Consider the following 15,858-nt stretch of genomic DNA (forward strand, 5'->3'; position numbering starts at 1 on the left):
CTTGTCATCCTCGCTTTCGATCCTACATCACTGCCTGTTGGTACGTCGGCTGGGCATAGCGGGCGCCGCGCGACGCAGATGCGTGTACATCGGCGCGCGCCGTGATGCCACCTATAATCGCAGCCGATCAGGTAGACGAAAATCGCCGCCCCCGACGATCTCTCGTAGCCCGGAAAAACTGCCGAATTGTGATGTCCCTCATAAGGGGGCACCAGGGCGGTGCCTAGCGTCCGCCCCGGTATGAGACGCGGAGCACGGGTATGACGATCTCACGACTGAGCCTGAAGGCGCTCGCAATCGCGGTCGTGGTGGCAACCCTGGCCGGTGCCACGCTGCTGCTCGCCCGTCCGCAGCCGATCGAAAGTGCCGTCCTGGGCACAGATTGGGAATGCACCCAGACCGCGTTTGTGCTTACGACCTGCGCTCCGCGCGTCCAGCAGGCGATCCCGGCGGCCGAAACCTCCCGCAAGGAAGCGATCCGGCCGACCCGAGGCTAACCGGGAGAAGCTGGACGGGATGTGACGCCACGCCGCAGAAGTGATAAAGCCCGCTCGCCCCCGTGATCGGTCAGCCATGTCCAAGCCCGAAGCCAGTTCCGAAGCCAACTCCGAAGCTAAGCCCGAACCGGGCGCGAAGCCGAAATCCACTCCAAAACCTCAATCCGGTGACAACCGCCGCGGCGCCATCGCTGGCTTGATCATCGCGATCCTGATCCTCGGCGTCGGCTGGTGGCTCGCCCGCGATCTCACCTCCGCGAGCAAGATGCAGGACTGCCTGATGTCCGGGCGAAGCAACTGCAATGTGATCGAGCCGGCCCACTAGAGGCATGCCAGAGCGACCCGCGCGGACGAAAAAATGTCGTGATCTTAATCATTTGTAACGGGACTTAGCCGACCAAAGCAGGTCAGTCATGTCAGCCGGCATCAGCTCAGCGCGAGCCGAATCGTCTATCGCGCCAGGCATCACGGCGGTTGACGGCAATCGAAAGAGTAGGGGGCAAGCACGCATGAGTGTGTCCAGTCGCATCAAGATCATCATTCCCTTGGTTTCGGCGATGTCATTGCTCGCCGTCCCGGCGCAGGCTCAGGACGCCAGACCGCCGAGAGACGCCGCCCAGCCATCGGCCGGGCCAGGCGCCGGCGCGCCGCCGCAGAACATGCGAAAGGGGCCGCCGCCGCAGCAGGCTGCCCGGCCGGCGCCACAGGCCGGCGTCCAGCCCTACGCCGGCGGTCTTGGTCATGCTGGTCCGGGTCCAAATCCTGCTCTCGCGAGTCCAGGTCCTGGCCCTCGCAATGCCGGCGGTCCGCCGCCCGGACGCAATTACGCCAGGGGTCCCGCACCGGCGCGCGACTGGGGCGGACACACCTATCGCGGCCATCTCGGCTGGGATGGCGGACGCTGGCGCCACGAAGTCCACAACGGCCGCTCTGGCTGGTGGTGGGATGTGGGCGGCGCGCGGTATTATTATCCGCAGCGGATGGACGGGCCTCCGGCCTATATCTCGGAGGATTATTACGACGACGTCCCCGTGGCCTATGCTCCGCCCGTCGCCTACGAACCGCCGCCGCCGCCGCCACCGGCCGATCCCGGCGCGAGCGCGCTTGGCGGCGCTATCGTCGGCGGCGTGCTAGGCGGCCTGATCTCGGGCAACGCCTCGGGTGCGGCCGCAGGCGCTGTGATCGGCGGTGCCACCGGCGCGATCGCCGGCGCGACGGCTGCTTCGCGCCCCGGCTACTATCTGGCCCAAGGCAACTGCTACTACCGCTATCCGAGCGGCCAGTACGTGCAGGCTGATCCACGGGCTTGTTACTGAGCACGCCAGGCGAGGGCTGAAGCGAAGAGGCGGCGAAAAGCCGCCTCTTTTCGTTTTGGCGCTGGCCCTCAGCTGGCCGGGAATTGATTCAAGGGGATCGCCCCGCGCGTCAGGACACTAGCCAGCTGAAGAACGCGATCGCGGCCCAGACCAGGCCTGCGATCCAGGCCAACATCACGATGCCGATGGTCGCAAGATAAGCGATGCCGAGCGGGTCGGATCTTTCGCCTCGCGTCGGGACGGGAATTTCGGCTGCGGCTTCTTGCGTCATGACGGGAATATCTCCCAAGCCTTCTCGCTCTCTGGGAGCGCTGAGGACTGTTTAACGGAGGCGCCGTGCGCCGGCTGTGACGCACTTCACAGATCGGTACGCAGTCAAGCCCCCAATCGGGGCGGGTCGTTCGACAGATGCGTGAATTGGATTGCGTCGCAAATCCGCGAGGACGGCATTACCCCGCAATCATACGGACGAAATTGCCACGCGCTTGTCCAGATCGTCCGGCTAGAATTGGCTTCATGTGTACCAAGTACGATCCACAGCATGAAGCCGAGACGGCGATGAAGCGCGCCGTGGCGGCCGAAGGTCCTGACCGGCAACGTCTCATCGAGCTGGCCCTGGCCTGGCATCAACTCGCCCGCGACCGGCGCGAAGAGCGGACGGACTGAGCTCTCTCTGTTACGAGAGAACTGGTATTCACAGAAAAACCCCGTGCTCGGGGGGGACAAGCACGGGGTTCTCGAGAGCCGATCGGGGCTGGCAAATCGGCACCACTGGATTTCGAACGCGCCGATCGCAAGTTCGTTCCGCGCCCCCTTCAATTTTTTCGCGCGAGAACGCCGCCATCGGCGCCTATGCTCGTGACACTCGACGCCTGACGCGAGCCGCCGAAACGCTCCGTTAAGACTCGTTCGGACGACGATTTTCCGATCGCGATTCGTTTCGGGGAACGAAGCGGAGCAGGACCGTGAACAAACAAAAAGTCCCCGACGGGCTGCACTGTGTCAGGCAGCTTCCGACTTCGGCACCGCGTCGGCATTGACCGAAAGCTTGACGACATCGCCTTCGACGGCACCGACATATTTCGTGTCGATGTAATGATGATGGTCCTTGTGACCTTCCGGGTTGTCCTTCCGCGTCAGCTTGATACGGTTGCCCTCGACGCGGTCGACGGTGCCGACATGTGCGCCGTCCTTGCCGACGATCTTCATGTGCTCTCTGATCTCGCTCATGATGTTCTCCTTGTGCCGTGTCAACGGCGAGGACCGGTCTTCGTTGCAAGGATAGGCGGGCCCGGCTGTTGGAGCCAATGCGCTCGCCGAACGTTGAATGGCAGTCGCAATTGCCAAGATCCGCATCAAGACGCTCATCAAGATCCGCATGGAGACCTCCGAGGCCTATCTCGATCGAAAGCACAGGGAAATCGGGCTGCTGAACGATTGCCTGAGGAGCCCGCTGCATTTGGCTCGGCCGCAATCGGTCGACGAGGTTGTGGTCTCCAAGTTTCAGCTCGCCGCCGCACTACGCGCGGAACATGCGCTGCAGGACTGGAGAGCGACGGAGACGGCCTGGTCGCATGCGGCGTCTCCCAGCAGCGGTCCGTTCGTGTTCAGCTACGACTATCAGCGCGCGGACCTCAAGGTGAGTGGTCCCTCGTTCTATGAACTCGAGCGGGGCTGCAGGAGCGAGGCGATCTATACCGCCTCCGGCATGGCCGCGATCTCCGCGCTGCTGCTCGCGTCCGCACGGATCATCGGCAAGGCAGACGTCGTGGTGCTGCCGGGCACTTACGGCGAGACACTGGAGCTGATCGAGAGCCTCGTCCCCCATTTGCGGCTTGTCACCGCCAGCCTCCCGCTGGGCGAAGCGTTCGCTGCGGCAGCCTTGCCACGCTTTCTCCTGCTCGATTCATGCGCCCCTGCCGGGGCGTTCGAAGCGGCTCTGCGTTGCGACGGTTCGGGGCTCGATCTCTTGATTTTCGACACGACATGTTTCGCTGGCAGATCGGGGCGCATCCGGCGCGTCCTGAGATGGGCCGCGCGATGGGACATTGCAGTCGTGTTGGTGCGAAGCCATAACAAGCTGGATTCGCTCGGGGTGGAATACGGCCGGCTCGGCTCTGCCGTGTTCGTGCATTGGAGCCGGAAGGACCTCAAGGCGGGCCAGCTGCTGTCCGAAAGCCTGGCGGCGGAAACCCGCAATGCCGTCCGGCTTCTCGGTGGCGCGGCGTTGCCGGCGCACTTCCCGCCATTCGTGGGCTCTGTGGCCTATTGGGCCCTGACGAGAAGGCGCGTCGCTGCGATTCTGCGCAACGGTCGCCACGCGGCGCGATATTTCGCCGCCGAGCTCGCTTCGCTCTCGGCCGAGCTGCATTTCACCCACGGCCTCTATGTCACGCTTCGCGGCAGGCGCGCCCTCGATGAGGCGACCGCGCGGCAGGCCGCCGAGGACATGAGCCGCGACCTGAGCGGCAAAGGCTTCCCCATTCGCCACGCCGGCAGTTTTGGTTTCGATTTCGCGGCGACCGAGTGGTTTCACGACGCGACGACGGATCGGTACAGCGTCCGGGTGGCGGTGCCGGATTTGCCGACTGAGTTGTGGAAGGATCTAGCAGCGGCGATTGCCGGGTGGTGGGCGCGACATCAAGGCGACACTGAAGGGTGAGTGCGGTGCAAGGCCATGACAGAGCGACCGAAAGCGTTTCCTTACAGGGAATGCACGTGGCATGTTTCAGACGAACAGTCCCGGCAATGGCTTGCGGTGCTTGAAAAGACGGGTGCAGCCAACGTCCGAGCGCGCCTAGCCCAGACCGACGCGGCATCCGCAGGAGCGATCGCGATCGGAACCGCGCCCGTCATGACGATCGGGTTCGCCCAGGAATGGCTGAACTGGAAAGATAATCAAAAATCCGAGGCGGATATCGAACGGCACGAGCGGCAGATCTGGTGGACTCGGACCGCGGCAATCGCCGCATCGGTCGCCGCCTTGAGCGCACTGTTCGGCTGGATTTGGACGATCTTCATCCGGGGGAATAACGGCCTATAACAAACATGATTATTACGTTGCGCATACATCCGCGAGACGAGAGCGGCGACTGCGCTGTTTCAATCGATCGCCAGGCATTCTTCGAGGGTAGGCTTCGGGTGGCCGCGACGCGTCCATGCCTGAACGGCAAAGGCAAGTTGATGCTGACTCGCCGCAGCGTCCGAGATGGAAGCCTGCGCCGTCGCGATGGGCTTTGTGATCACACCGGAGTTCACGACGCCCGCGTCAACTGCCAGGAACGATATTGCCACAACAGCCACCGCAGATGCGATAGCCATTCTCGTCAAGTCGGATAGTGGCATCGAAGTCCCTATTGGTCGCGCGTCGCCCGGCGGATAGATAGGGCTCGTTTGCCTGAGTCAAAGCCCGGAGCGAGGCGGCCCACGCGTTCGTGAAGGACGGATTCTGCAGGTGGGCGCCGTAGATCGGGCTCACGATGAACGGATGAGACCGAAATTGGCGATCCCGGCAGGAATCGAACCTGCAACCCTCAGAGTAGAAATCTGATGCTCTATCCAGTTGAGCTACGGGACCGTCTTGAGCCGCCCTGGTTGGGGGCCGCTGTTCATCTACTATGCCATTATGAAAAATATCGTCTTTCGCCAAGCCTGAACCGAACCGTTTTCGTCGAAGCCGCGACAAAGCGGAACGGTGGGGTGTCAGGGTGCCGGGTTGAGCGGCAGCAGACTGGACGATGGATCACATCGCCGGGAACGCTGATCAGCTTCCGGGACACGGCCGCCGGACGACTGGTCGGATATTGCTGCGCCATCAGGACGGCGTGCGCGGCGGTAGCTTGATCGGTCTCCTCTGGGCGTGCCTTGTCATGGCGAATGCGACGGTTTGCACCTTTGGTTCCATCGCCTTGAGTCCGTCACCTTTCCGCGCATTTCATGCGACAAGCGGCGTTCGTCCGCGATTTCCGGGAGTCCATCCATGATCGGTCTTGTTCGCGCCGTCACACTCTGCGCCACGCTGGCGTTCGGCCTTAGCGTCGCGCAGGCCGCCGACAAAGCCTTCAAGCGGGACGACCTCGCCGATTCCGCGATCAAGCTGGAGGCGCAGATCAAGGGCGAGGCGGGGCCGGTCGCCAAGACCGGCGCGAGCTTGCGCACCGACGCCGATGCTGCCTTCCGGCGCAACGACTATCGCACCGGCCTGTCGGTGCTCGGCCAGATCGCGGCGACCACGCCGGAGGACGCAGGCAACTGGCTGCGGCTGGCAAAGGTCATCTTCCAGATATCGCCGAAGAGCTCGAGCGAGCAGACGTTCCTGCTGGAGCGCGCCTCGACTGCCGCCTACATCGCCTACCAGCGCGCCGGCAATGCGGGCGAGGAGGCCGACGCGCTCGCGGTGCTCGGCAAGTCGCTGTCCGAACGCAAGCTGTGGCGGCCGGCGCTCGATGCACTGCGGCTGTCGCTGGAGATGCGCGAGGTCGCCGACGTCCGTGGCCAATATGAGAAGATGCGCGACGAGCACGGTTTTCGGCTGCTCGACTACACCGTGGACTCGGACTCCGCCAGTCCGCGCGCCTGCTTCCAGTTCTCGGAGGAGCTGGCAAAACGCACCGATTTCGCGCCGTACCTCGCGCTGGCGGGCCAGGACAAGCCGGCGCTGTCGGCCGAGGGCAAGCAGCTCTGCGTCGACGGGCTGAAGCATGGCGAGCGCTACAACATCAATCTGCGCGCCGGCCTGCCGTCCACCGTGAAGGAAGGCCTTCCGAAATCGGCCGAGTTCAACGTCTATGTGCGCGACCGCAAGCCCTTCGTGCGCTTCACCAGCCGCGCCTATGTGCTGCCGAGGACGGGCCAGCGCGGCATTCCCGTCGTCAGCGTCAACACGCCAGCCGTCAACATCAACGTGTTCCGGATCGGCGACCGCAATTTGATCAACACGGTGGTCGACAGCGATTTCCAGAAGACCCTGTCGAAATACCAGCTCAGCGATCTCGGCGGCGAGCGCGGCGTGAAGGTCTGGACCGGCGAGCTTGCCACCGCGATGACGCTCAACCAGGACGTCACCACGGCATTCCCGGTCGACCAGGCGCTTGGTGAACTCCAGCCCGGCGTCTATGTGATGACGGCCGCGGCCAAGGGGCCGGGCTCGGACGACGACTATCAGCTCGCCACCCAATGGTTCATCGTCTCCGATCTCGGCGTCACGGCCTATTCCGGCAATGACGGCATCCATGTCTTCGTGAATTCGCTGGCCTCGACCGATCCGGTCGGCAAAGCCGAGGTGCGGCTGGTCGCGCGCAACAACGAGATCCTGGCCACCCGCAAGACCGATGAGAGCGGCCATGTGCTGTTCGAGGCGGGGCTTGCGCGCGGCGAGGGCGGCCTGTCGCCGGCGATGCTCACCGTGACCGGCGAGAAGGCCGACTATGCCTTCCTCAGCCTCAAGTCCTCCGCCTTCGACCTGTCGGACCGCGGCGTTTCGGGCAGGGCCGTGCCTGCGGGCGCCGACGCTTTCGTCTATGCCGAGCGCGGCGTCTACCGCTCCAGCGAGACCGTCTATCTCACCGCGCTGTTGCGCGACGGGCAGGGCAACGCCGTCACCGGCGGGCCGATGACCCTGGTGATCGAGCGTCCTGATGGCGTCGAATTCCGCCGCGCCGTTCTGTCCGACCAGGGCGCGGGCGGGCGCACCTTGTCGGTGCCGCTCAACTCGGCCGTCCCGACCGGGACCTGGCGGGTGCGCGCCTTCACCGATCCGAAGGGCTCTTCGGTCGGCGAGACCACTTTCATGGTCGAGGACTACGTCCCCGATCGGATCGAATTCGACTTGTCTGCCAAGGACAAGCTGATCAAAGCTAACGCTCCAGTGGAGCTTAAGGCGGACGGTCATTTCCTCTATGGCGCGCCGGCCTCGGGGCTAGCGCTCGAAGGCGACATGCTGGTCGCGCCCGCGTCCGAGCGGCCGGGCTTCGCCGGCTACCAGTTCGGCGTCGCCGACGAGGAGACCACCTCGAACGAGCGCACGCCGCTGGAGAACCTGCCGGAAGCCGACGCCAACGGCGTTGCGACCTTCCCGGTCACGCTCGACAAGCAGCCGGCCTCGACGCGGCCGCAGGAGGCGCAGATCTTCGTCCGCATGGTCGAGACCGGCGGCCGCGCCGTCGAGCGCAAGATCGTGCTGCCGGTCGCGCCTGCTGCCGCGATGATCGGCATCAAGCCGCTATTCGGCGACAAGAACGTCGCCGAGGGCGACAAGGCCGAGTTCGATGTTGTGTTCGTCTCGCCCGAGGGTGAGAGGCTTCGCCGCGACGGCCTGCGCTACGAGCTCCTGAAGATGGAGTCGCGCTACCAATGGTATCGCCAGAGCAATTACTGGGAGTACGAGCCGGTCAAATCGACCTCGCGCGTCTCCGACGGCGACGTGACAGTTGCCGCGGACAAGCCGTCGCGGATTTCGCTGACCCCACAGCCCGGCCGCTACCGGTTGGACGTGAAGTCGAACGACGCCGACGGGCCCGTGACCTCGGTACAGTTCGACGTCGGCTGGTATTCCGACGGCAGCGCCGACACGCCGGACCTCCTGGAGACCTCGATCGACAAGCCGCAATACGCCTCGGGCGACACGATGACCGTGTCGGTCAACGTCCGCAGCGCCGGCAAACTGACGGTCAACGTGCTCGGCGATCGCCTGCTGACGACGCAGACCATCGACGTCAAGGAAGGCACCGCCCAGGTGAAGCTCCCGGTCGGCAAGGACTGGGGCACCGGCGCCTATGTTGTGGCAACGCTGCGCCGTCCGCTCGATGCGGCCGCGCAACGCATGCCGGGCCGGGCGATCGGACTCAAATGGTTCGGTATCGACAAGCAGACCCGTACATTGCAGGTGAAGCTGACGCCGCCGGCTCTGATCCGGCCGAATGGGCTGCTGAAGATCCCCGTCAAGCTCGACGGGCTCAATCCGGGCGAGGACGCCAAGATCGTGATCGCCGCGGTCGACGTCGGCATCCTCAACCTCACTAATTACAAGCCGCCGGCGCCAGACGACTATTATCTCGGCCAGCGCCGCCTGAGCGCGGAGATCCGCGATCTCTATGGGCAACTCATCGACGGCATGTCGGGCACGCGCGGGCAGATCAAGTCCGGCGGCGACGCCGGTGCCGCCGAGCTCCAGGGCTCGCCGCCCGCGCAAAAGCCGCTCGCGCTCTATTCGGGCATCGTCACCGTTGCCGCCGACGGCACGGCCGAAGTGAGCTTCGACGTTCCGGAGTTCGCCGGCACCGCGCGCGTGATGGCGGTGGCGTGGACCGCGACCAAGCTCGGTCGCGCCAACACGGACGTGGTGATCCGCGACCCTGTCGTGCTGACCACGACCTTGCCGCGCTTCCTGCTCAACGGCGACCACGGCACGGTCAATCTCGAGATCGACAATGTCGAGGGGCAGGCCGGCGATTACGTCATCAACGTGAAGACCGGCGGGCCAGTGAGAATGACCGGCAATCCCGCGACCACGGTCAAGCTTGCCGCCAAGCAGCGGAATTCGTTCACGCTCGCCATCGACGCGACGGCGGCGGGGCAGGCGACACTCGACGTCGACATCAAGGGGCCGAATGGCCTGGCGCTGGCGCGCCATTATGCGCTCGACGTCAAGGCGGCGACGCAAGTGCTGGCGCGGCGCTCGATCCGGACGCTGGCGAAGGGTGAGAGCCTGACGTTGACCTCGGATATGTTCGCCGATCTCGTGCCGGGCACCGGTAGCGTCTCGGTCTCGGCCAGCCTGTCCACTGCGCTCGATGCGGCGACGATCCTCAAAGCACTTGACCGCTATCCCTATGGCTGCTCGGAGCAGATCACCAGCCGCGCCATGCCGTTGCTCTATGTCAACGAGCTCGCGGCCGGTGCGCACCTGGCCATGGACACCGAGGTCGACCAGCGCATCCGCGACGCCATCGAGCGGCTGCTGGCCCGCCAGGGCTCGAACGGCTCGTTCGGGCTGTGGTCGGCAGGCGGTGACGATTCCTGGCTGGACGCGTATGTGACGGACTTCCTGACTCGCGCCCGCGAAAAGGGCTTTGTGGTGCCGGATGTGCTGTTCAAGACCGCGCTCGACCGCATCCGCAACTCGGTCGTCAACGGCAACGAGCCGGAGAAGGACGGCGGCCGCGATCTCGCCTACGGCCTCTATGTGCTGGCGCGCAACGGCGCGGCGCCGATCGGCGACCTCCGCTATCTCGCCGACACCAAGCTGAGCAACCTCGCCACTCCCATCGCGAAATCGCAGCTCGCCGCGGCGCTCGCGCTGGTCGGTGACCGCAACCGCGCGGAGCGGGTCTATGGCGCAGCCCTCGACAGTCTCGCCCCAAAGCCGGTGCTGGAGTTCGGCCGCACCGACTACGGCTCGCAGCTCCGCGATGCCGCAGCGCTGGTGTCGCTTGCCAGTGAAGGCAACGCGCCGAAGGCAACGCTGACGCAGGCGGTGTCGCGGGTCGAGACTGCGCGCGGGCTGACGCCCTACACCTCCACGCAGGAAAATGCGTGGCTGGTGCTGGCGGCGCGCGCGCTCGCCAAGGAGAACCTGTCGATGGAGGTGGACGGCCAGCCGGTCAAGACCGCGCTGTACCGCAGCTACAAGGCCGCCACTCTGGAAGGCAAGCCGCTGAAGATCACCAACACCGGAGACGCGCCGGTGCAGGCGGTGGTCTCGGTGTCGGGGTCGCCGGTGACGCCTGAGCCCGCGGCATCGAACGGCTTCAAGATCGAGCGCAGTTTCTTCACGCTCGACGGCAAGCCCGCCGATATCAGCAAGGTCAAGCAGAACGACCGCTTCGCCGTGGTGCTGAAGATCACCGAGGCCAAGCCCGAATACGGCCACATCATGGTGTCCGACTATCTGCCGGCCGGCCTGGAAATCGACAATCCAAAACTGGTGTCGTCGGGCGACAGCGGCACGCTGGGCTGGATCGAGGATGGCGAAGAGCCCGAAGATACCGAGTTCCGCGACGATCGTTTCACGGCTGCCGTCGATCGGGCCTCGGATTCCAAGGCGGTCTTCACGGTGGCCTACGTCGTGCGTGTGGTCTCACCCGGCAAATACGTGCTGCCGCAGGCCTATGTCGAGGACATGTACAATCCCTCGCGCTACGGCCGTACCGGGACCGGCACGGTCGAGGTGCGGGCGGCGAAGTGAGTGGTGATGGGATGAGCGACAAGGAGCCACATGCTCCGCCGTCATGCCCGGGCTTGTCCCGGGCATCCACGGACTTTGGTGCGAGAGGCAAGAACGTGGATGGCCGGGACAAGCCCGGCCATGACGGAGCAAGGGGCAGGGGCCCGCGTGTCCTCTCCGCGCTGGCATTCTCGCTCATCCTCACCATCGTCGGCGTCGTCGCGTGGGTTTACTCCCTCGGTCCGCTGCCTTTCGACGACGCCCGCCAGGTTTCCACCACCATCGTCGATCGGAATGGCAAGCTGCTGCGCGCCTATGCGATGGCGGATGGACGCTGGCGACTGCCGGTCGAGACAAAAACGAACGTCGATCCGACCTATCTGAAGCTGCTGCTCGCCTACGAGGACCAGCGCTTTTACGCACATGACGGCATCGACCCGGTGGCGCTGGGGCGCGCTGCGTTTCAGCTTGCGACGCGCGGCCACATCGTCTCGGGCGGCTCGACCATCTCGATGCAGCTCGCGCGGCTGATGGAGCCTCGGCGGCAGCGCTCGCTCCATGCAAAGCTGCGGCAGATCGTGCGTGCGATCGAGATCGAGCGCAGCTTGAGCAAGGAGCAGATCCTCGACCTCTATCTGGCGCTCGCGCCTTACGGCGGCAATCTCGAGGGCATTCGCGCTGCCTCGATCGCCTATCTCGGCAAGGAGCCGAAGCGGTTGTCGCTGGCTGAAGCCGCGTTGCTGGTCGCGCTGCCTCAATCGCCGGAGACCCGCAGGCTCGATCGCTATCCCGATGCGGCGCGCAAAGCACGTGACCGCGTGCTCGACCGCATGGTCGAGGAGCAACAGATCAGCCTCGACGATGCGAAGCAGGCGAAAGCCGTTCCTGTGCCGAAATTGCGCAAGCCGATGCCGATCCTGGCGCCGCACGCCTCCGATGCGGCGCTTGCGACGGTCAAGGACGCGCCAGTCATCAAGCTGACGCTCGATGCCACCCTCCAGAAGGTGCTGGAGCCGCTAGCGCGCGATCGTGCCATTGCGTTGGGGCCGAACATCTCGGTCGGCATCATCGTCGTCGACAATGAGAGCGGCGACGTGCTCGCGCGCGTCGGCTCGGCCGATTATTTCGACGAGCGCCGGGCAGGGCAGGTCGACATGACCCGCGCCATCCGCTCGCCGGGCTCGACGCTGAAACCCTTCATCTACGGGCTGGCCTTCGAGGACGGTTTTGTTCATCCGGACAGTCTGATCGACGATCGGCCCGTGCGCTTCGGCTCCTACGCGCCGGAAAATTTCGACATGACGTTTCAGGGCACGGTGCCGGTGAAGAAGGCGCTGCAGCTGTCGTTAAACGTGCCCGCGATCGTGCTGCTCGACCGCGTCGGCGCGAGCCGGCTGGCCTCGCGGCTGCGTCAGGCCGGTGGCAATCTGGTTCTGCCCAAAGACGAGGCGCCGGGACTTGCCATGGGCCTTGGCGGCGTCGGCGTGACGCTGCAGGACCTCGCCCAGCTCTATGCGGGCTTCGCCCGGCTCGGCACCACCAAGCCGCTGCGCGAGATCATGAGCGACGGGGACGAGCGCGAGCCGCTGCGGCTGCTCGATCAGGTCGCGGCCTGGCAAGTGGGCAATGTGCTGCTCGGTACCCCGCCGCCGGCGAACGCGGCTCATAACCGCATCGCTTTCAAGACCGGCACCTCCTACGGCTACCGCGATGCCTGGTCGATGGGCTTCGACGGGCGCATGACCATCGGGGTCTGGGTTGGCCGGCCCGACGGCGCGCCGGTTCCGGGCCTGACCGGTCGGGTTGCCGCCGCGCCGATCCTGTTCGACGCCTTCGCCCGCACCGGCAAGACGCTCCTGCCGTTGCCGAAGCCGCCGAAAGGAACTCTCGTGGCCAGCAACGCCAAGCTGCCATTGCCCTTGAGGCGGTTCCGCCCGGTCGGGGATCTGGTGCGGACCGGGGGCGAGCAGGCCCTGCACATCCAGTTTCCGCTGAACGGCTCGCGGATCGACGTCCATCGCTCAGGTGGCGAGGGGGGCGCAGCCATGCCGGTCAAAGTCGCCGGCGGCGTCCTGCCCATGACCGTCATGGTTAACGGAACGGCGCAGGGTGAGATCGACGGACGTCGTCAGCGGCTGATCGATCCGCCCGGTCCCGGCTTTGCGCGGCTGACCGTCATCGACGCCACGGGCGCCGCGGACACAGTTGTCATTCGAATTCAATGACCCTGCCTCAAGCGGTTGTGGCGATGGCGGTTTCAGCGTAAGCGGAACCGATGGCCGAGACCTACCCAACACCCCGTTTTGGAGCTCCCCGCGAGCCGAAATCCCCGGTGAATCCGGGCAGCCGGCTCGTGTCCATGTTCGACATCGCCACGGCCAGCCACGTCCGCGCGGTCGCCTTCCTGCTGCTGTGCGCGCTGCTGCTATTCCTGCCGGGCTTCTTTACGATTCCGCCGGTTGATCGCGACGAGGCGCGCTTTGCGCAGGCCACCAAGCAGATGGTCGAGAGCGGCGATTATGTCGACATCCGCTTCCAGGAAGACGTCCGCTACAAGAAGCCCGTCGGCATCTACTGGCTGCAATCGGCCGCGGTCGAGACGGCATCGGCGCTCGGTCTGCCGCGGGCCGAATTGCGCATCTGGGTCTATCGGCTTCCCTCGCTGATCGGCGCGATAGGCGCCGTGCTCATGACCTATTGGACGGCGCTCGGCTTCGTCACGCGGCGCGCCGCAGTGCTTGCAGCACTTCTGATGTGCGCCTCGGTGCTGCTTGGCGTCGAGGCGCGGCTTGCGAAGACCGACGCCATGCTGCTGTTCTGCGTGGTCGCCGCGATGGGCGCGATGGCGCGGGCCTATCTGTCTTGGCAACGCGCCGAGGACGAGACCCATCCGCCCTGGAGCTGGCCCGCGATCTTCTGGACGGCTCTCGCTGTCGGCATCCTGATCAAGGGCCCGCTGATCCTGATGTTCGCAGGCCTGACCATCATCGCGCTCGCGATCCAGGACCGCGATGCCTCCTGGCTGTGGAAGCTGCGCCCGCTCTGGGGCCTGATGTGGATGCTGGTGCTGGTGCTGCCCTGGTTCGTCGCGATCTTCTGGCGCGCGGGCGATGCCTTCTTCGCCGATTCCGTCGGCGGCGACATGTTGAGCAAGTTGGGCGCGCAGGAATCCCACGGCGCGCCGCCCGGACTGTATCTGGTGCTGTTCTGGATCACGTTCTGGCCCGGCGCGCCGCTCGCGGCGATGGCCGCGCCCGCGGTCTGGCGCGCGCGGCGCGAGCCCGGCGCGCAATTCCTGCTGGCCTGGCTGGTCCCGTCCTGGATCGTGTTCGAGGTGGTGCTGACCAAGCTGCCCCATTACGTGCTGCCGCTGTATCCTGCGATCGCGATCCTCACCGCGGGCGCGCTCGAGCGGCGGGTGCTGTCGTGGTCCTGGCTGATGCGCGGCTCGGCATGGTGGTTCGCAATCCCCGTGGGCGGCTCGATCATCGCGGTCGTCGGCGCGGTGATGCTGACGCGGCAGCCTGCTTTCGTGGCATGGCCGTTCATCGCGGCCTCGCTGATCTTCGGCCTGTTCGCCTGGTGGCTTCACGACAACAATCACGCCGAGCGCTCGCTGCTCAACGCGCTGGTCGCAGCCCTGATGCTCGCGCTAACGGTCTACGGCATCGTGCTGCCGTCGCTGACGCCGCTGTTTCCGAGCATCGAGATCGCACGCGCGCTTCGCAACGTCACCTGCGTGGGCCCGAAGGCGGCCGCGGCCGGCTATCACGAGCCGAGCCTGGTCTTCCTGACGGGTACGCAGACGGTGCTCACCGACGGTTCGGGTGCGGCGGATTTCCTGCGGCAGGGGAGCTGCCGTTTCGCGCTGATCGAGCAGCGTTCGGAGCGCGGCTTCGTGCAGCGCGCCGAGGCGATCGGGCTGCGCTACAAGGTTGGCACCCGCATCGACGGCTACAATTTCTCGCAAGGGCGCGCGATCTCGATCTCGATCTTCCGCTCGGAAGGCACCGAGTAGGATGTCGGCACCAACCGACATCTCGCCGCGCGCGAGCTATCGCGCACAATTGCTCACGCTCTCGGGGCGCGCCCTGGCACAGCTCGTGCGCACGCCCTCGCATTCGCGCCGCGCCGAGGCCGCGCGAAAGCTGGCGCGGCATTCGCTTTGGCTGAGTGCGGCGGGCGCAGCCCTGGTCATCGCGCTGATGGTCGTGTTCGACCTGACCGAGATCCAGCTGATGCCGGCACGTGGCGCGCCCGGACTGTGGCCGATCCGCATCCTTACCGATTTCGGCAAGGACGAGTATGTGCTCTCGGTGCTCGGGGGCCTGCTGGTGGTCCTAGCGCTGGTTGCGGCGGGATTGCACGGCACCAGCCGCGCGCTTCTGCTCGGCCTCGGCACGCGGCTGCAGTTCATGTTTTTGTCTGTTGCCGTGCCCGTATTCGTCGCCGAGATCCTGAAATATCTCATCGGTCGAGGACGTCCGTTCGTCGGCGGCAAGGCCAATCCGTTCAACTTCGTCCCATTCGAGGGGACCGGGGCCTATGCCAGCCTGCCGTCGGGTCATGCGGTGACGGCGTTCGCGCTGGCGTTCGCGGTCTCGGCGCTGTGGCCGCGCCTGCGCGTGTTCATGTTCACTTACGCGATCGTGATCCTGCTAACGCGATTGGTGCTGCTTGCGCACCACCCGAGTGACGTGGTGGCCGGCGCCCTGGTCGGCTTGGTCGGCGCCTTGGCGGTGCGCTACTGGTTCGCGGCCCGCAGGCTCGGCTTTGCCATCCGTGCCGACGGCACCATTGTGCCTCTTGCAGGGGCGGTCTCGGGCCGCCTCAAAAGGGTTGCCCACGGGGCATCCGCCCCATAAAAGCGGCTGCCTGCCGG

Annotated in this window: 13 protein-coding genes and 1 tRNA gene; 10 read left to right on the forward strand and 4 right to left on the reverse strand. The window is 65.6% G+C overall.

Features of this window, described 5'->3' with window-relative positions; all coding sequences use genetic code 11:
* The first annotated feature begins 260 nt into the window (after positions 1-260).
* The 3 genes from ACFQX9_RS23725 (at position 261) to ACFQX9_RS23735 (ending at position 1,813) form a co-directional block, all read left to right on the forward strand.
* Positions 261-497 carry a hypothetical protein gene (locus ACFQX9_RS23725; RefSeq protein WP_018457772.1) on the forward strand — a complete coding sequence of 79 codons (237 nt, stop codon included), beginning with the start codon at positions 261-263 and terminating at the stop codon, positions 495-497.
* Between the two features lie 76 nt (positions 498-573).
* The gene (locus ACFQX9_RS23730; RefSeq protein ID WP_085385255.1) at positions 574-822 is read left to right on the forward strand and encodes a hypothetical protein; all 249 of its coding nucleotides are present in this window, start codon (positions 574-576) and stop codon (positions 820-822) included.
* Positions 823-1,006: 184 nt separating this feature from the next.
* A complete protein-coding gene (locus ACFQX9_RS23735) occupies positions 1,007-1,813 on the forward strand; it encodes a hypothetical protein (protein WP_377790798.1) in 807 nt (268 codons plus the stop codon).
* A gap of 109 nt (positions 1,814-1,922) precedes the next feature.
* Here the strand turns inward: ACFQX9_RS23735 and ACFQX9_RS23740 are convergent, their stop codons facing one another.
* Positions 1,923-2,084 carry a hypothetical protein gene (locus ACFQX9_RS23740; RefSeq protein ID WP_085349841.1) on the reverse strand — a complete coding sequence of 54 codons (162 nt, stop codon included), beginning with the start codon at positions 2,082-2,084 and terminating at the stop codon, positions 1,923-1,925.
* Positions 2,085-2,329: 245 nt separating this feature from the next.
* Between ACFQX9_RS23740 and ACFQX9_RS23745 the strand changes: the two genes are divergently transcribed.
* Positions 2,330-2,479, forward strand: a complete 150-nt coding sequence (locus ACFQX9_RS23745) for a hypothetical protein (RefSeq protein WP_018457776.1) — start codon at positions 2,330-2,332, stop codon at positions 2,477-2,479.
* Between the two features lie 336 nt (positions 2,480-2,815).
* Here the strand turns inward: ACFQX9_RS23745 and ACFQX9_RS23750 are convergent, their stop codons facing one another.
* A complete protein-coding gene (locus tag ACFQX9_RS23750) occupies positions 2,816-3,043 on the reverse strand; it encodes a DUF2171 domain-containing protein (protein WP_018457777.1) in 228 nt (75 codons plus the stop codon).
* A gap of 148 nt (positions 3,044-3,191) precedes the next feature.
* Here ACFQX9_RS23750 and ACFQX9_RS23755 point away from each other — a divergent pair, with 148 nt between their 5' ends.
* Positions 3,192-4,475 (forward strand): hypothetical protein, encoded by a 1,284-nt coding sequence (locus ACFQX9_RS23755; protein ID WP_204513933.1) that lies wholly within the window; start codon positions 3,192-3,194, stop codon positions 4,473-4,475.
* A gap of 15 nt (positions 4,476-4,490) precedes the next feature.
* The gene (locus tag ACFQX9_RS23760) at positions 4,491-4,856 is read left to right on the forward strand and encodes a hypothetical protein (RefSeq protein ID WP_204511151.1); all 366 of its coding nucleotides are present in this window, start codon (positions 4,491-4,493) and stop codon (positions 4,854-4,856) included.
* A gap of 59 nt (positions 4,857-4,915) precedes the next feature.
* Here ACFQX9_RS23760 and ACFQX9_RS23765 read toward each other — a convergent pair whose 3' ends face one another.
* Both ACFQX9_RS23765 and ACFQX9_RS23770 read right to left on the reverse strand, forming a co-directional pair.
* Positions 4,916-5,158, reverse strand: a complete 243-nt coding sequence (locus ACFQX9_RS23765; protein WP_204511156.1) for a hypothetical protein — start codon at positions 5,156-5,158, stop codon at positions 4,916-4,918.
* Between the two features lie 155 nt (positions 5,159-5,313).
* Positions 5,314-5,390, reverse strand: a tRNA-Arg gene (locus tag ACFQX9_RS23770).
* A 402-nt stretch (positions 5,391-5,792) separates the two neighbouring features.
* Here ACFQX9_RS23770 and ACFQX9_RS23775 point away from each other — a divergent pair.
* The 4 genes from ACFQX9_RS23775 (at position 5,793) to ACFQX9_RS23790 (ending at position 15,841) form a co-directional block, all read left to right on the forward strand.
* Complete coding sequence (locus ACFQX9_RS23775; protein WP_377790802.1) at positions 5,793-10,997, forward strand: alpha-2-macroglobulin; 5,205 nt, start codon at positions 5,793-5,795, stop codon at positions 10,995-10,997.
* A gap of 95 nt (positions 10,998-11,092) precedes the next feature.
* Positions 11,093-13,201: a penicillin-binding protein 1C gene (gene pbpC, locus ACFQX9_RS23780; protein ID WP_377790804.1), complete on the forward strand. Its 2,109-nt coding sequence runs from the start codon at positions 11,093-11,095 to the stop codon at positions 13,199-13,201.
* Between the two features lie 50 nt (positions 13,202-13,251).
* Positions 13,252-14,994, forward strand: coding sequence for a glycosyltransferase family 39 protein (locus ACFQX9_RS23785; RefSeq protein WP_204511159.1), 1,743 nt, complete (start codon positions 13,252-13,254; stop codon positions 14,992-14,994).
* A gap of 1 nt (position 14,995) precedes the next feature.
* Positions 14,996-15,841, forward strand: coding sequence for a phosphatase PAP2 family protein (locus ACFQX9_RS23790; protein WP_085349837.1), 846 nt, complete (start codon positions 14,996-14,998; stop codon positions 15,839-15,841).
* Positions 15,842-15,858: the final 17 nt, after the last annotated feature.

Source organism: Bradyrhizobium sp. GCM10028915 (assembly GCF_042666195.1).
Classification (GTDB): domain Bacteria; phylum Pseudomonadota; class Alphaproteobacteria; order Rhizobiales; family Xanthobacteraceae; genus Bradyrhizobium; species Bradyrhizobium canariense_D.